Source organism: Bacillus sp. FJAT-45350 (assembly GCF_002335805.1).
Taxonomy (GTDB): Bacteria; Bacillota; Bacilli; order Bacillales; family NISU01; genus FJAT-45350.
The window spans coordinates 28,889-46,260 of record NZ_NISU01000002.1; the positions used below are offsets into that span (position 1 = coordinate 28,889).

10 protein-coding genes are annotated in these 17,372 nt (G+C 36.8%); 7 read left to right on the forward strand and 3 right to left on the reverse strand.

Translation table 11 applies throughout. From position 1 onward, the window contains the following. Positions 1-9: 9 nt before the first annotated feature. Positions 10-1,851, reverse strand: coding sequence for an S-layer homology domain-containing protein (locus tag CD003_RS16730; protein WP_096202400.1), 1,842 nt, complete (start codon positions 1,849-1,851; stop codon positions 10-12). Between the two features lie 327 nt (positions 1,852-2,178). On the opposite strand from CD003_RS16730, the gene CD003_RS16735 reads away from it, so the two are divergent. The 3 genes from CD003_RS16735 to CD003_RS16745 all read left to right on the forward strand — a co-directional run bounded on the left by CD003_RS16735 (position 2,179) and on the right by CD003_RS16745 (position 8,408). Beyond that, on the forward strand, positions 2,179-4,440 hold the full coding sequence (locus tag CD003_RS16735; protein ID WP_096202401.1) for an S-layer homology domain-containing protein: 2,262 nt from the start codon (positions 2,179-2,181) through the stop codon (positions 4,438-4,440). 123 nt (positions 4,441-4,563) lie between these two features. Then, the gene (locus CD003_RS16740) at positions 4,564-6,534 is read left to right on the forward strand and encodes an S-layer homology domain-containing protein (RefSeq protein WP_179295600.1); all 1,971 of its coding nucleotides are present in this window, start codon (positions 4,564-4,566) and stop codon (positions 6,532-6,534) included. A 125-nt stretch (positions 6,535-6,659) separates the two neighbouring features. Further along, entirely contained in the window at positions 6,660-8,408 is a 1,749-nt protein-coding gene (locus tag CD003_RS16745) for an N-acetylmuramoyl-L-alanine amidase (protein WP_096202403.1), read from the forward strand. 84 nt (positions 8,409-8,492) lie between these two features. Here CD003_RS16745 and CD003_RS16750 read toward each other — a convergent pair whose 3' ends face one another. Together CD003_RS16750 and secA2 are read right to left on the reverse strand one after the other, a co-directional pair. Further along, positions 8,493-9,410 carry an accessory Sec system S-layer assembly protein gene (locus CD003_RS16750; RefSeq protein ID WP_096202404.1) on the reverse strand — a complete coding sequence of 306 codons (918 nt, stop codon included), beginning with the start codon at positions 9,408-9,410 and terminating at the stop codon, positions 8,493-8,495. A 5-nt stretch (positions 9,411-9,415) separates the two neighbouring features. Beyond that, positions 9,416-11,785, reverse strand: a complete 2,370-nt coding sequence (gene secA2, locus CD003_RS16755; RefSeq protein WP_096202405.1) for an accessory Sec system translocase SecA2 — start codon at positions 11,783-11,785, stop codon at positions 9,416-9,418. Positions 11,786-11,970: 185 nt separating this feature from the next. On the opposite strand from secA2, the gene CD003_RS16760 reads away from it, so the two are divergent. From CD003_RS16760 to csaB, 4 genes are read left to right on the forward strand one after another with little or no spacing between them, the layout of a single operon-like run. Then, on the forward strand, positions 11,971-12,708 hold the full coding sequence (locus CD003_RS16760; protein WP_257008370.1) for a WecB/TagA/CpsF family glycosyltransferase: 738 nt from the start codon (positions 11,971-11,973) through the stop codon (positions 12,706-12,708). After that, on the forward strand, positions 12,705-14,273 hold the full coding sequence (locus tag CD003_RS16765; RefSeq protein WP_096202406.1) for a putative polysaccharide biosynthesis protein: 1,569 nt from the start codon (positions 12,705-12,707) through the stop codon (positions 14,271-14,273). The genes CD003_RS16760 and CD003_RS16765 overlap by 4 nt, the downstream gene beginning before the upstream one ends. Before the next feature lie 21 nt (positions 14,274-14,294). Beyond that, positions 14,295-16,274: a DUF5693 family protein gene (locus CD003_RS16770; RefSeq protein WP_142302889.1), complete on the forward strand. Its 1,980-nt coding sequence runs from the start codon at positions 14,295-14,297 to the stop codon at positions 16,272-16,274. Beyond that, positions 16,274-17,344 carry a polysaccharide pyruvyl transferase CsaB gene (csaB, locus tag CD003_RS16775; protein WP_096202408.1) on the forward strand — a complete coding sequence of 357 codons (1,071 nt, stop codon included), beginning with the start codon at positions 16,274-16,276 and terminating at the stop codon, positions 17,342-17,344. Before CD003_RS16770 ends, csaB begins: the two co-directional genes overlap by 1 nt. Positions 17,345-17,372: the final 28 nt, after the last annotated feature.

The window sequence follows — 17,372 nt, forward strand, 5'->3', positions numbered from 1 at the left end:
AAGAAGATGTTACCTTCCGAATAACCCTTCTGTTTCCATAATGCGGTAAATCATTGTTGAAGCTTGAGCTATAGTAAGAGTACCGTTCGCGCCTTTTGGTTCAAACTTTCCTCCGGTACCTTGCATAATTCCTGCACGTGTAACAGCTTCAACATAAGGACGTGCCCATGGTGCAATATCTGCTACATCGCTGTAGTTACGAACGAGGGTTCTGTTGATACGTTCCATATTTCCGATATCATTCGTACGTAATTTTAAGGCACGAGAGACGAAAATAGCAGCTTCTTGACGTGTTAAAATATTATCTGGGTCCATAATGTTTTGACCGTTTGCGTCTGTTCCAACACCTTGTAATAATCCGTTGTTAACAGCAGTCATTAAATAGCCTAGTACATCATAACCATAGTAATCTGTTTCTTCGGTATTTCCTAGTTTTGTAGTTACTACAGACCCAATAGTAAAGTTATCGCCAGCATTTAGTTGGTGGTTGTTTCCTAAAGTAATAACTATCTGGTTAGAGCTAGTTGTTACCGATGGAGACCCTAATACCGGAATATTACTTATTGCACTTTCTAACTCTGTTTGTGTGTCACCTGAAAGACCATTAGGTACATTGATTGTGATAACATCACCACTTGTCGCTGAACCAGCAATAGTAGCACTACCTACAGAGGAGGGATTTAGTTGAATTGTATCACTTGTCGAATTACTATTAAATTCATAGCCTGTTGGAATAGTAAGAGTAGTAGATTTAAACTCTTCCACTACATCAGCAAAATGAGCATTATACTCAACTGGCATCCAACCCATCGCTTTTGCAGTCATTGCAGCAAAGTCAAGGCGTTTAATATCTTCATTTACAGCATCTGAGAAATTTGTATTAAAATCATTTGTAAATCTAGGTAGTTCTCTTTGTGGAACGATAACTCCTTTATATGCTAATCCTAGTACATACGGCTGATACCAGCTCTCATTTGGCAATCCAAAAGTTTGATAGTTTAAAGTTGCAGCATATGTTCCAAAATCTGAAATTGTTGTTGTTACTGTACTACGACGGCTATCAACAACACCACCAACTGGAATCCATTCACCATTAATATTCTTAGCGATTGTAACGTTATGTTTAGCAACTGATGATGGTAAGTCTACATCGTATTCAATTGTTAATGTACCAGGGCGAGATGGTTTAACTGCACCTACGTTGCCATTTACATCAGAAATTTTAATTTGGTTACTAATAAACGTTAAATTATTAGTGCTTTGTGGCTTTTGTCCAACTTGGAATAAAACTTCTTGGTTGGGAGCTACTGCACTCGTGCTAGTTCCGTCAACCAGAAAACTACTACGACCAAACTCCATTGAAATTTCACGATTAAATGCTTCAATTCTACGATCACTATACTCTGTTAAGAATTTTGCTCCAGGGTTATTCATATGGTAATACTGGAAGTTAAGTTCAATTTGGTCTTCACCTTCGTTAACATTTAACGTCATTTTATAATTTCCAGAGCGTGATAATCCAGTTCTAAAGTTTGATACACCTTCTGTAGCATCAAACTTCTTACCAGTTGCATCAACGGTTGTTACTGAATTAACTGGAGAACCTCCATCATTTTCTTCAATTGAAAACTCCAAATCTAACAAGTTAGAAGTAGTTCTAAGCAGTGAAGATTCAATTGTGAGGGTATAGTTACCGTTAGTACTGTTTACTTCCACATCCTCGGAAACATTTTGAGTTGGACCATTAAGGCCTGCATCCAAACTAGGGTTTGCAAAGTCTGCAAATCCAGTTGTACCAAACACTGGTAGTGCTAGTACAGATGCTAAAACTACTGCAACAAGCTTTTTCATAATATTCCTCCTAAAAAATTTTATTGATTCAAGAATGTTATCGGTAATAACTAGTAATAATTTAATAGTTTTTTTGAAAAATTACCAATAAAGATACTTGTATCCTATTAACTAGTAATTTAGTTACATAGAAAAATATATCACTTTCAGTTAATAAATGCCACAAAATTTTTTGTTATTTTTACACATTTCAGTATGTTAATTGGGATAGTATATTTACCTTTCTTTTATCGTCGACCTCTTACCTATGTGCAAAGGTTTAATAATCTTGTAGAATAGTGTATATAGAGGTAGAAATCTGTCAGTACAAGAGATTGGAGATTAAAAATGAAACGTAATAGGTTATTAGTGTATGTAGCTATGTTTCTAGTATGGATTGTTTTTGCAGCACCGACTATTGAAGCAAGTGGTGTTTATGGACAAAAAGTATCTTATACTAAAATGGAACTTGCACCAGGTGTTAATTATTATCAAGAGCATTATGGTAGTAGTAGTTTTAAACGTGCAATTAATTTAGTTGAGATGGATGCGAAGAGTGGGAAGTTAGATTTATACATTCCATCACCTTTAAATCAACTTTCAACAACAACTCAGCAAGCTATTAATAATACTTATGATGGGCATTATGTTGTAGGTGCTATAAATGGGGCTTTCTTTGTTCCGGCGAGTGGATTCCCTGCAAATCTTATCATAAAAAATAATCGAATCATTAATTATGGTACTTTATCAGCTGATGCTAATGGACCAATAAATCAACAGGCTGCGTTCGGAATGTTAAAGGATGGTCAGGCTCATATTGGGGGATATAATACAAAACTCACTTTTACACATAACGGACAAAGCACTCCAATAGCATCTGTCAATAGTGGTAGACTAACATCCGAGATGGTTCTTTTCACACCAACATACCACCGTTCTAAACCAGGAGATAATCCAAGTCCTTATGCCACAGAGTTTGTTATTACAAACACATCTCAAGATGCTTCACACTTTTCTTTTGGTCAAACAGTAACAGGAACAGTTTCTGAAATTATTCCCTTTGGACAACAGGCAAATGCGACAATTCCTGAAGAAGGGTTTGTTATTTCCGCTAATGGACAAGCATTGGCAACAAAGCTAGCTGGTGTACAAATTGGCGACAAAGTGACGATTCAGGCGTCCATTGACCAAACATGGAAGGATGCTGAGTATATGCTTGCTACTGGACCAGAGTTGGTAAAAGATGGAAAAGTTGCAATTGGGATGAATCCAACTAGCTCTTTTGCGGCACATAGACAACCGAGAACAGCAATTGGTATATCGAAAGACCGTTCACAAATCTTTATGGTTACTGTTGATGGAAGACAAGCTGGTTATAGTGATGGAACTAGTTTAGAAGACTTAGCAAAATACCTGATTAGTAAAGGGGCGCATCATGCCATAAATCTAGATGGTGGCGGGTCAACAACAATGGCAGCAAGACTCAAGGGATTTGACTATCCAGTAGTGGTGAATCGGCCATCAGATGGTAGTCAGAGAAGGGTATCTGCTACGTTACAGGTAATTAGTTCTACGCCACCTGAACCAGTTACAGAACCAATGCTTGTAATAGATTCATTAGATACTGTTGAAAAATGGCAGGCTGAATCAGCTAGGGCAACGACAAATTTAGCAAAAGCTGGACAGTTTGAGCCAATACGTATAGGCAATTCTTCTGCAAAATTATCATATGATTTTACTAATCATAATGAGGGTACATCAGCAGCCTATTTGAGTGCTAGGAATCCAATAATGTTAAAAGGTAAACCTCAGGAAATAGGTGTTTGGGCGTTCGGGGAAGGCCATTCACATTGGCTCAGAGGGAATATTGTCGATCGTAATGGGAATAGACATACGATTAATTTTACACAGGAAGGGCAATTTGAGTGGATTGGTTGGCGTTATGTAAAAGCAAAAGTCCCAGCTGATATAGCATATCCTATTTATTTTGAACGAATCTATCTTGCTCAACCAAATGAAAGTATGAAAACTAAAGGCACTGTTTACTTCGACCAAATAGAAGCGATCTATAGTCCTGCTTATAAAGTAGAACGCTTTAAAGACGTACAGTCTAGCCATTGGGCTTTTAATGATATTGTTGAGTTGAACAATAGAAACGTAATTACTGGATTTTTTGATGGCTCCTTTAAACCGAATGAAAGTATCACTCGTTTACAAGCAGCTATCATGCTTTCACGTGAGCTTAAATTAAAAACAGATACTAAACAAATTTCTGAATTTAGAGATATCAATATAAATCACCCCTACTATGATGTCATAGCAACGATAGCAGCTCAAGGTCTAATTACAGGAAAAAGAGAAGGCTATTTTGATCCAAGTGATACTTTAACAAGAGCGGAAATGGCAGTTATTGTTGAACGGGCATACCAATTAACTGGAACTAGTTCTGTTCAATTTGTTGATGTCCCATCAACTCACTGGGCAGAGCCTGCAATTCAAGCATTAGCAGCAAACCAGATAACAGGTGGGTATCCTGATGGAACTTATCGTCCAAGTAAATCAATAACAAGGGCGGAGTTTTCGTCATTTTTATATCGTGTGATTCGATAATATTTGTCAAAGTCTATTAATCTCACTAAAAGTCTATTTTCTTTTGACAGGTTTTGATAGAATATAGTAAGTCAATGTGTTGTTTAGTATCTAATCTTTTTTATGCTGAAAGGAGTTTTATATGTGCAACGCCTGATTGTTACACTCTGTATTTTTGGCTTGTTACTTGCCCAACCACTGACAACACAAGCTCAAACGAAGGATGATTTAACTGGACATGTCCTTGAAGGAGAAATGAGATCTGTTGTAGAAAGAGGGATAATGGCAGGTTATGGAAATGGCGTTTATAAGCCTAATGATTCAATAACAAGGGCTCAATTTGCAACATTTTTAGCGAGAGCCTTGCAACTACCAGGTGGGTATTCTGACTTTTCTGATGTGCCAGGGAATTATCATTTAAGAGATGGTATCTCAAGAGCTGCGTCCGTTGGAATTGTAGGTGGGTATCCTGGTAATGTATTTAAACCGAATGAAAATATCTCTCGTGAACAGATGGCTGTTATGATTGATCGGGCTCTAACTTATAAAGGAATTGAAGGACATTCGATTTTCCTTTCCTTTACAGATGTAGAGCAGATTCATCCAACGTTTCGTGTATCTGTTGCAAATAATACTTATTTCGGAATTATCGGTGGTATGCCGGCTGGAAATGGTAAATTTCGATTTGGACCGAAAGAAAATGCAACAAGGGCTCATGCCGCTGCATTTATTAATCGAATGCTAGGCGTTATTGAAACTAATGGAAAGAGAAATGTGCACTTTCAATTAGCAAGTATGGATGGGCAAGGGAATATTACTTTTGATAATCAGAGGTATATAAACTATGAAGATGCAGTAAAAAACTATGTTCCTACTCGTCATCATTTGATTTACTACGGACAAGAAATTATGAAGATGGCGAAAGGAATCGCTGTTTCTAGACCACCACAAGATGAAGCAATTGTTATTATTTATTCAGACGAAGCATTACGAACGCAATTAACCTATGTTTCTTCTGGTGTAGAAATGAGGTATATTGATGCAAATGAAGAAAAAGTAACTGTAGAAATTGCAGGGAAAAAAGGGTATGTCAAGCAAGGACATTTAATGTTGGTACCGACTGAGCTACTCAGTGGACGTTCTTATTATAAAAATGAAAATGGTCAGCTTGTCCATTTTGTGTATAATCATATAACGAAACGGTATGGAAGTTATACGTATGGTAAAGCGCCAAGCTTTATGAGTCAAACTGGAACTTATTATAGTTGGGATGGTATTGAATATTTTAGTCTTTCAGGGGAAAGGGTGGGGGAAGCTCACCAGTATTTTAATTACTTACCACTACGAACAAAATCAAATTATACAGCGGAAGAGTTAGATTCATATATTAATTATGTGATTTCTAGTAATCCAAATATCACAGACAGCCCATTAAAAGATTTAGGATATGCTTTTAAGAAGGCAGAGGATACCTATCAAATTAATGCACTTTACTTGTTTGCTAAGGCGATACACGAAAGTAACTTTGGAACAAGCCAGATAGCACAAGAAAAGAAAAATTTATTTGGTTACCAAGCGTATGATAGAGACCCTCTTAATAATGCTAAGCCATTTGAAAGCTTTGAAGACTCAATTATATTTGTTGCGGAATCAATGAATAGTAGGTATTTAACCCCTCCTGCAGATACTTATAGTGGTGTATCTGGAACGGGTACACTATGTCAGTATAACGGACAAACTAGAAGTTGTGGAGAGAATTATCGAGGTGCTGTTTTAGGGAATAAAAGTCATGGTATGAACGTGAGATATGCATCTGATCCATTTTGGGGTCAAAAGATAGCAGGACATATGTATCGTGCTGATAGTTTCCTAGGTCAAAAAGATATGAATTCATATGAAATAGGAAGAACAACTAGCTTCTTGAATGTAAGGCACCAACCTAATACATTGCGTGCTGCACAATTTACTTTTCCTCACCCAAATTATTATCTTGTTATTGTAGAGGAAAGTGAACAAAATGATGGAAGTTGGTATAAAGTCTATTCAGACCATTCTGATTATGAATATGCATTTGTACATGGATCTTATGTTGAAAGAATTCAAACAGTAAAGTAGTTTAGTATGAAAAAGGAAATACAACTCATTAAGAGACGTATTTCTTTTTTTATATACATTGTTAATACCATAATATTCTATCCTATAGCACTTCTGCTAGTAATTTTAGAATGGAGGAAATATAGATGGGAAAAGAAAGTTTACCAATTAAAATTGTAGTAGTAATAGCTCTTGCTTTTGCTATATTCTCAGCAGTCTCAACAACGTTTGCTATGACTACTGGAGCTGTAACGACAAACATACTAAATATTCGGTCTGAGGCTGATATAAATTCTACAAAAGTAGGGTCATTAAAGAAGGGTGAGATTGTAACGATACATGAAACTGTTGGTGAGTGGTATAAGATTTCCTTTGATTCCATTACTGGCTATGTACATACTGATTATATTAAACTTCAGCAATATACTAAAGAAGATGACAATACTCAAGAGGATGTAACGGTATATGTAAATGATGTAGAGGTGGAACTTCCCTTTGATACACTACCAATAGTTGATAACCATATACTCATACCTTTCCGTGCAATAGGGGAAGCTCTTGAGATTGATGTAACGTGGAATCCAGATACTCGACAGGTATTTGCTAATGAATTTGAAACTAACGTAGTATTTACAATAGGGGATATAAGTACGGTTATTAATAATCAAGTTATCAATATAAAACCTGCTCCTACAATTGTTCATGAGCGAACGGTTATTCCTTTGCGCTTTTTTTCTGAAACTTTTGGTGCAGAAGTAAAATGGGATGAAACAACAAGAGAAGTACATATTCAACGACGAGTAACTGAAGTGACAGAAGAAACTTCAGTGGTAGTTCCTGAACAGGAAGTGAGTGGGGTCTACTTTGGGGAGGTTAGATCAGACACGTTAAATGTCCGCCAAGGTCCAAGTGTTGAATTTGAATCGAAAGGTCAATTGCAAAAAGGGGAAAATATAGAAATAATTAATTTTGATAATCAATGGGCTGAAATACGCTATCATGACAAAGTAGGCTATGTACATTCATATTATTTACATCTATATAACGATAAGGGTTTAACATCTATTTTAGGTGAGCCACTCCTGGTTTTTGATGATAATCGTACCGTCATTACCTGGCCGAAAATAGGTGGTAAGGTTGAGACGCAACATAGAATATTGGGAAATCGAATTGAAATTATTACGGATGCAAAAGAAGTACTTACATTAGAAAAGAATGTAAATGGAATTGAAAATATTGAATACATAAAGGATGAAAGTACAGATACAATAACTATTCTAATGGATGTTGAAGGCCATGTTTCACTAAAGCATTCAGATGGCGAGCTAGAATTATCACTTTCACCGAATGGTTTGAAAGGTAAACGAATTATGATTGATGCTGGTCATGGAGGTAGTGATCCTGGTGCAGTTGCTAATGGACTTAAGGAAAAGGAAATAATATTGGATTTAAGTAAGAGAGTTCAGAAGCTTCTTGAAGCAGAAGGGGCTGATGTCATTATGGCTCGAACAACTGATATGTTTTTAACATTAGCGGAGAGAGTAGAAATAGCTAAAAAAGAAAAGGTAGATTCGTTTATAAGTATTCATGCCAATGCTGCAAGTAATGTAATGGCTCATGGCACAGAGACATACTGGGACTCTACGTTTGCAGCGGGAAGAAGTGAAACGCTAGCGGAGAACATTCAGAACAGCTTGATTGATACACTGAAAACTAATGATCGTGGTGTCAAAGAGGGTCAATTTTATGTAATAAAAAATACACCAATGCCAAGTGTCCTTGTAGAGCTTGGTTTCATGACCAACGAAGAGGAAGCGAAAGAGCTTGCTAGTGAGGAATTTCGTCAGAATGCAGCAGCAGCACTTTTGGACGGGATTAAGAAATATTACCATTAAAAGAAAGTGAAAAGGCTGTCCTATCTAAGTTTATTCATCTGTATTATTCTGGATGAGTAGCGCGTATAGGACAGCCTTTTATCATTACTTTTTTTGAGAGAGGGGGGAGACTTGCCACTTTGTTAAATCAGCATTTGTTTTTACTACCATTGAATCAGGGAATATAAACGTCCATGGTTTGCTTGTGTGAGCTCTAACTGCTAATTTATCAAGGTGAAAAGCCCCTTTAGCGACTATTTCACCCGTTGCATCTGTTACTTGTAGTGGTAGCTTTTCTATATGAATGTTCTTATCGCTTCCATTTCTAATTAGTAAAGTTACATGAATGCTGTTGTTTTCTATTTGCTTTGCTTGTACTCCCATAAAGTTAACCTCACCTTGTTTTGGTGGAGTCAACTTTTTTACCATTTCTTCGAGTTGAATTTTACTTTCCAATGTTAACGACTTTTTCCAACTCTCTTCTAGTTCAAGCTTGTGATTTTTCTTTTGTGATGAAAATTGAAAAGCAAGCTTCCACTTTGTCTTAGGTAAATCACTAGCTAATAAGTCTTCTTTAGAAAAATGAAAAGTCCATGGACGACTACTATTTGGAGGAATATCTCCTAGGTCTACCAGATTGAATATTCTTTTTGCGACAGTATCTCCACTTTCGTTAATAAGTACTAGTGGAGTCTCTTCTAATTTAATTGATTTACTAAGGGTATTTCGCACCAAGGCTGTTACACGAAAGTCACCACCTTCTTCTGGAATAATATTGATACCTGACAATGACAGTTGGTTTGGTCTAAGTGGTTCACATTCTTGATTTAAGAATTGAAACGCATATATATCTTCTCTAGGTAGGTTCCATTCTGGATGCATTGACAGAACTGTATTTATTTTTTCGTCCTGGTTTTCGTTTAGTTCATCTGTTTTATTTAAGATTTCATTTGTAGAATGTACACTTTCTATCCCTTCTAACCGTGGCATTTCTCCTTTTTTTCGGTTGAAAAAAGGTATCATGGTTATTATCCTCCTAATTGTTCTTCATTTAGGTATGGCTTTGAAATCTTTCCGAAATGGAAGCTTACATCTCTTTCAATTGCTTGATACATGTTTGTGAACAGTTGGAAGCTTTCTCTAGTATATATTCTCATAGGATCTTCTTGACTATACCCTCTAAGTCCAATTCCTTCTTTTAATCTTGCCATATCCTCGATGTGTTGTAACCAATAGAAGTCAATGTTCAATAAAAGTGCTTGTTTAGCTGATTGAAGAACCATGGAATTTTCTGAAAGTAAATCAATATGTTGTAAAAATTCATGGAGATTGTTCTCATGTTTCTCCTGAATTTCTTTAATGTCCTGTGGGTCATCACTAAAAGTTACTGGTTTTGTAATTAGGATGTGATTTAGCCTTGTGGCTAACTCGTTTAAATTCCACTCTTCTGGTAATAGATTATCGGGACAGTACTGCCCGACAAATTCCTTTGTGCTAGAAGAAATCATTTCTTTAACAATTGCTAAGTTTTCTTCTTCGTTAAGTACTTTATTACGGAGGTGATAGATGACATTACGTTGTTCATTAATGATATCATCAAGCTTTAACGTATATTCACGAGCAGAATAGTTGTGCTCTTCACACATCTTTTGAATTTTGTCTACCAATTCATGAACATCCTTATTTAAGATAAGACCTTCTTTGGTTGTCTTTAGTTGAAGTTTATACTTATCAATATCTTCTTGTGCAAAGCGTAGTAACATTTCATCATCAATTGAAATATAGATTTGGGACTCACCCGGATCACCTTGTCTACCAGCACGACCTTTTAGCTGATTATCAATTCTACGGCTTTCATGACGTTCTGTACCAAGGACAAATAAGCCGCCTAATTCAGCTACTCCTTCACCTAGCATAATATCAGTGCCTCGACCTGCCATGTTTGTTGCAATTGTTACTTGTCCCTTTTGTCCGGCCTTTGATATTAGTTCAACTTCCTTTTCCACACTTTTAGCATTAAGCAGCTCGTAAGTTATGTTTCTTTCATCAAGGTATTCTGCCATTGTTTCCGATTGTATGATGGAAGTAGTACCAACTAATACAGGCTGACCCTTTTTATAACGCTTCTCGACTTCATCTGCAACAGCAGTATATTTTTGTTCAACAGTCACAAATACAAGGTCTTCCCGGTCTTCGCGAATTTTAATTTTATTTGTTGGAACTTGAAAGACATCCATACCATAAAGAGATTGGAACTCTCTTTCTTCGGTTTTAGCTGTTCCTGTCATACCCGAAAGGTTTGGGTACATGCGAAAATAGTTTTGAATAGTAACAAGTGCCTGTGTCTTGTTTTCTTCTGTAATTTTTAAATCTTCTTTTGCCTCTAACGCTTGATGAAGACCATCACTAAAGGTACGGCCTTCCATAATTCTACCTGTGAACATATCAACAAGCTTAAGTTCCCCATCATCAACAATATAGTCAACGTCTTTTCGGAATAATACTCTTGCACGTAATGCTTGTAATACAAAGTGGAAGAGAGTTTGATGTTCAAGGTCATAGAGATTGTCAATTCCAAATGATCTTTCAACTTTTGTTATTCCATCATCTGTTAAATTCGTTGATTTTAATAAAGGGTCATAAAGATAGTCTGTTTCTTCTTTGAAACTTCGAGCCACTTTGGCGCATATATAGTAAAGGTTCGGGCTAACTTTGGTTTTCCCAGCAATAATTAATGGTGTTTTGGCTTCATCAACCATGACACTATCTATTTCATCTAAGATAGCGAAGTGGTAGGGTCGTTGTACTCGTTGTTGTTTGTCGTAAACCATATTATCCCGTAAAAAATCAAATCCAAACTCGTTACCTACCCCATATGTTATATCTGCTTTGTAAGCAGCTTGTTTTTCATCAGGTGTAATCATCGGAACGTTTAAACCAACAGTTAGTCCTAGAAACTCAAGGACTTGTCCAACTAATTCACGGTCACGTTGGGCTAAGTATTCATTAACTGTAATCACATGAACCCCTTTACCTTCAAGGGCACGTAAATAACTTGGGAGAGATGCAACTAGTGTTTTTCCCTCTCCTGTCGACATTTCAGCAATGTCTCCGTCGTTTAACACGAGACCACCAATAAGTTGTACATCGTAATGGCGTAAACCTAGCACGCGTTTTGAAGCTTCTCTAACGAGAGCAAAGGCTTCAACTTTTATATCTTCTACCGTACTTCCGTTTTGCAAATCATGCTTAAACTTGTCAGTTTTTGCGCGTAACTCTTCATCAGAAAGTTTTTCTAAAGCTGATTCAAGACTGTTAATTTGTTCAACAATCTGTAGGTACTTTTTTAACTTCCATTGTTGTTCATCACCAATTAGTTTTTTTATCGAACTGAACATAGTAGCTTCTCTCCTTAAAAAATACATCATTACTAATTATAACACGTTTTACAGCTTCTATAATAGCTGTGGAGAATGACAAATAAATGTAAAAATTGATTATAACAAGAAGCTAATTCCCAAGTACGACTTTTTTTGATATGATTTGCTAGTAAAAGAATATAAATAATTAAGTTGGTGGTTTTGTGTCTTTTGATAAAGTGTCGATTCTTGGTGTCGATTTTGTAAATACAACGTTGAGTGGAATGGTTACTCAGTTAGCAACTCACCTTGATAATGAAGAAAAAGCATTTGTCGTTACAGCGAATCCAGAAATCGTATTACATGCTCATCAAAATCCTTCTTATAAGGAAGTGTTACAAAAAGCGTCGTATGTAACAGCAGATGGGATTGGAGTTGTGAAGGCAGCGCAACTATTAGGTAAACCATTACCAGAGCGAGTAACTGGTTTTGATATGTTTATGCAGTTATTACAATTAGCAAACGAAAAAAGTCTTTCTATCTATCTTCTTGGAGCAAAAGATGAGGTATTACAGCGTGCTATTAATAAAATAAATGAGCAGTTTCCAAACATAAAGATTGTCGGTTCTCACCATGGGTTCTTTGATTGGGAGAAGGATGGTATTGATAGGCAAATTAAAGAGTTGAAGCCTGATTTAGTTTTTGTTGCTCTTGGACTACCTAGACAGGAAAATTGGATTGCCCAGCATTACAACCAGTTTGATAAAGGAGTTTTCATGGGGATAGGTGGTAGCTTTGATGTGTTAGCAGGCGAAGTTAACCGTGCTCCTGAGATATGGCAGAAATTAAACGTAGAATGGTTATATCGTTTAGTACAAGAGCCGACTCGTTGGAGAAGAATGCTTGCATTACCTAAGTTTGCACTTAAAGTAGTTGGACAAAGGGTTCAAGGGAAACGATGAGTCAGTCATTTATTAAAGGCGCTCTTATTATAACGATTGCGACGATGCTTTCAAAGGTTCTCGGAAGCGTCTTTCGTATTCCATTGCAAAATATTGCTGGAGATGAAGTATTAGGTATTTTTACAATTGTTTACCCTGTTTATATGTCCGTTCTTATTTTATCAGTAGCAGGAATTCCTCTTGCCATATCAAAGCTAATCTCAGAGGCTCGAGTTCATCAAAACACAGAGCATATTCGTAATATTTTTGTGACAGCTAGTATTTTAGCTTTTGCGTTTGGTATCTTCAGCTTTGCGCTTATGTTTGGTTTTGCTGAACAAATTGCTATGTTTCTAGGCGGCAGCTATGCAGTCTATTCAATTATGATCGTCTCAATTACATTGCTGGTTGCTCCATATATGGCTGTGTATCGGGGGTTTTTCCAAGGCTTTGGAAACATGACACCTACTGCGTTTTCGCAGGTGTTGGAGCAACTTGTACGAGTTGGATTGATTTTAATTGTCGCATGGGTACTTACGAGACAGTTTGCAACAGATGAAGTTGTAGCTGGTGGAGTCATGATCGGCTCCTCTATCGGTGCGTTAGCTTCACTTACCTATCTCCGTTTTGTTTTTATGAAATCAGGATTGAAACCGAGAAGTGAGCAAAAATATAGTTTAGAAGCTTTCATCGTTTGGACAAAGAAAATTTTAAAGCTATCAATTCCAATTTGTATCGGTGCATTAACGATGGCTTTATTAAATATGGTTGATTCTTTAACAGTTCCGTTACAACTAGGCTCAATAGGCCATTCAGAGGATGAAGTGAAGTATATGTACGGGATATACGGTCGTGGATTGGCTTTAGTCCAAATTGCTGTAGTCTTTGCAAGTGCACTCATCCTGCCGTTAATACCTGCAATTACAGCAGAGTTAGCCAAAGGAAACATCGGAAAAACGAGAGAGATTATTGAAAAAGGGAATCGATTTACAAATTTAACAGCATGGCCTGCAGCAGTTGGTTTATTTGCACTAACGTTGCCGTTAAACTTAGCGTTATTCACGAATGTAGAAGGTAGTGACATTATTGCTATTTTAGTGATTAGTGCATTATTTACTTCGTTCTCAGTTTTAACGACTGGAATGCTGCAAGGAATGAACAAAGTGAATCAAGCTGCAATAATAGTTGTAGTCTGTGCAGTTGTTAAGGTTGTATTAAACATCATTCTTGTACAGCAGTTCGGATTAGTAGGTGCTGCTTGGTCAACATTACTCACGTACATGCTATTAACTGCACTCAATCTTTTCGTGATGTATCGTACAATTCCATTCAAAGTAGTTCAACGACCGGATGTAGTATTTGCTGTCTCGAGCATTGTGATGGGATTAGTCATCTTCGTTCCCCTTCAGTTTGTAGATGTTGCAAGTTGGACAAGGCTTTTAGGCTTAGTCTACGTTATTGCTATGATTGGGGTCGGAATAATAGTCTATGGCATTTGTATTTACCTATTAAAAGGTATATCAAAGGAAGAGCTACAGTCATTCCCGGTTGTTGGGAAGTTTATAAAAAGAAAAGAAACAACATAATTGAGAGGATGTTAAAAATTGTTGAAAAAAGTATTATGGGGGATCGTCCTACTAGCGATAGTCCTTTCAATTCCAGCTATGATAGAGCGGATACAGGTAGAGCAGGAGAATAATGTGTATGAGCTTGCTGTGCCTTATAACCAAATTGACCAGATTATAAAACTAACAGATGGTTTGTCTGCTGACTTGTCTAAAGAAGAAGTTTATAGGAAACTGCAGGAAGCAGAAATATATTCTTTAGGCTTAGAGCCTCTAACAATTATGGATATAAAGGAAGGGGTACTACAAAGGGTAACAAAAGCGGATATAATCAGGCAATATCAGATACCTTCAAATGAATTACCAGATATGACAGGAGTTTATTTGGAAGTTTTTAATAGTACTCATCCTCATGTAGATATGGTAAAGAATGCATTTGATTTTGAATACAGAAAAAGATCAGAAGTAAGTATATATCCAGTTAATAGTGATCTTCGTGTGCATGAATTGGTATTTGGGGATAGAGAATTTTTCTTCTTACCATATCAAACAGCCTCTGCCTTTTATCAACCACTTGGGTTTGATCAAGAACTAGTAGAAGAATTAATAAGTGAAGGTTTTACGATTATACCTAGACTTAGTAATCAGATGACATTTGTTGAGTATGAAGGTCATTACTTGTATGAAGAGTTGGAAATGCTAGCTTCACTTGGTTCAAATAAAGTCCTATTTTCAGGCCAGGAAGTCGTTGGTGTAGGTGAACCTGAAGAATTAAAAACGTTTTCTTCTAAAATTAATCAGCTTGGCTATTCTATCGTGACTATCGAATTTAATCCTCAAGTGGGAATGGGTAGCCTATTAACAATAGCTGAACAAGAGCAAGATGTAGTCCGTTTATTAAGTGTGACAATCGGTATGGGAAATGAAAATGATAAGACCATTCAAGAGGAAGCAAATAAGATTGTTCGTGCTGTGAAAGAACGAAACATGCGTTCTTTCTATATTAATGGACTAAATACTCAGTTTAATCAAAATTATACACGTACAGATAATGCAGAAGCTGGTTTAGAAGCTATAACAAAAGTTGCTAAAACAGCAAATGAGAATATACGTAGTAATTACCAGTTAGGAGACGCTCGCTCGTTTTCAGAACTTAATCAATCGCCATTTGTGAAACTTATTAGCTTTATTGGAGTAACTGCTTTAGTTATGTTACTTTTGTTGGCGATTGCACCGAAATATCCAATACTAGCTTATGCTAGTGGAGCTGGGGTTTTACTTGTATCTATTATTTATATGGGGACAGGAATGAATCTTGCACTAAAAGCAATAGCATTACTTGCAGCGGTGTCTGCAGCGATTTATGCAGTATTGCTAGTTAAAGAAATTAAAGATATGAAAGCACTAATTTTGCAATATTTTATGTCAGTAGGAGTTGGACTTATTGGTGCTTGGTTTGTTATTCAACTATTGTACGGAACAGAATTTCTTGTAAAAACAGACCAATTTACAGGAGTTAAAGTACTGGCTGCTCTTCCATTCTTAGTTGGTGGAGCGATATTATTAAGAAAACAGTTAATAGCCTTTTTAGGAGAAACAGTTCGATACTGGCAAGTGCTTGTATTTGTTGTAGTAGGAGCAATTTTTGCTTATTATGTCATCCGTACAGGAAATGAAGCGAGTGTACTAGATATAGAAATAACTTTCCGTAACTGGTTAGAGAGTATTTTATACGTAAGGCCGAGAACATCAGAGTTTCTAGTTGGTTTCCCGCTCTTTTTCTTAGGTTTATATTTAACGATGAAAAAGAAGAAATGGGCACCATATGTTTTAGCAATCGGATTTATTGGCTTTGCTTCGATGATAAGTACATTTACACACTTGCATACACCAATCTTTATTTCGGGACTTCGTACATTGTACAGTGTTCTAATAGGTGCCGGTATAGGTGCGATTCTAATCGTGGTTTACAATCTAATTGAAAAGAAAGTATATCCTCTAATTAAATCGAGGTGGGACTAATGCACGTCGTACTGTCAGGATATTATGGCTTTCATAATGTTGGGGATGATGCGATTTTATTATCGATCATTTCTGCATTAAAAGAAGAGGACCCAAATATTGAAATTACGGTTCTCTCAAATGACCCTGAGGACACGAAGAAAGTATACGGGGTAAATGCTGTGAACCGTTGGAAGCTGAAAGAAGTGCTGAATGTAATTCGTTCTTCTGATGGACTCATTAGCGGTGGTGGAAGCCTTCTTCAAGATAAAACCGGGATGAAAAGTGTCATCTACTATAGTGGCGTGATGATGATCGCAAAACTAGTTGGAAAGCCATTTTTTATCTATGCACAAGGGATAGGACCTGTAGATAAAACTAGTAATCAAAGAATAGTTAAAAGTATTATTTCCAAGGCAAAGAAGGTTACGATTCGTGATGAGGAGTCAAAGGAACTTCTAGAGAATATCAGGGTGAAAAACGAAATTACACTAGTTCCAGACCCCGTCCTCGGATTAGAGGCTTCTGCATTTGAGAGTCCTTGGTTAAATAGTATTGAAATCACAAAGCCAATCGTGGCTGTATCTGTTCGTGATTGGCCAAGTGAAGTAAATTATAAGGAACGAATTGCTCAGTCTTTAGATGAAACAGCTAGAAAGGGATATGAGATTGTTTTTCTACCGATGCATGGGGAGCACGACGAAGTCTCGTCGAAGGAAGTTCTTGCTATGATGAAGGAGAAAGTAATAATCGCTCCACATGATGCATCTATCGAAGAGAAGGTCGCGATTATAGGGAAATCTCATCTATTAGTAGGAATGAGGCTCCATGCATTAATATTTGCTGCTGTCACAAGAACACCATTTGTGGCACTATCATACGACCCGAAAATTGATTCATTTGCTAGTCAATCAAATCAGCCTGTTGCAGGACATGTCTGTGAAGAGTGGCCAGTAGAGCAGTTAAACTCTATAATTACCGAACAATTGCATTACCGTGTAAGAGAGCAAGAAAAATTAGAGCAATTTATGAAGTCAGCTCAACCTGCTGCTAGAAATACAGCAAGGATGGCAATGGACTGCTTTAAATAGAGGTGCAATGGCTCCGTTCGCTAAGCGC